Source organism: Cellulomonas sp. P4_A2, assembly GCF_056402515.1.
This window is the reverse complement of record NZ_JBFUHG010000115.1, coordinates 1-448: the sequence shown is the minus strand read 5'-3', so window position 1 is coordinate 448 and position 448 is coordinate 1. Positions and strand designations below refer to the sequence as shown.

Here is a 448-nt window from a genome sequence, read left to right as displayed (position 1 = left end):
GACGTACTTGTTGCGCTTGGCATCGAGCAGTTCCTTGCCCTTGGCGAGGAAGTCCTCGGCGCTGGTGAACTCGGCGCCGCCAACCGGCTTCCAGAAGTCCTGGTTGACCACATAGACCTGTCCCATGGAGCCGTAGGCAACGGTGACGCCACGGATCTTGCCGTTGATGACGGCGGTCTTCCACGCGGTGGTGGGCAGGTTCGCCAGGTTCGGATACTCCTTGACCGCGTCGCCGGACAGGTACGGGGTGAGGTCGTGGAACTTGGCGTCGAGCAGCTCGGGCACGCGCTGCAGGCCCTGGTTCGGCGGAAACCAGACCAGGTCGGGGATGTCACCGCTGGCCATCATGGCGGTGAACTTGGTGAGGTAGGCGTCGACGCCCTGGTCGACGACTATCGTCATGTCGAACTGCGAACCGAGGCGCTTGTTCAGTTCCTGCCAGTAGGCA

General features: G+C 63.2%; 1 pseudogene. It reads right to left on the bottom strand.

Annotation, left to right across the window (positions count from 1 at the left end):
• A pseudogene (locus AC1DUE_RS20350) lies at positions 1 to 448 on the bottom strand (sugar ABC transporter substrate-binding protein); the annotation flags it as partial.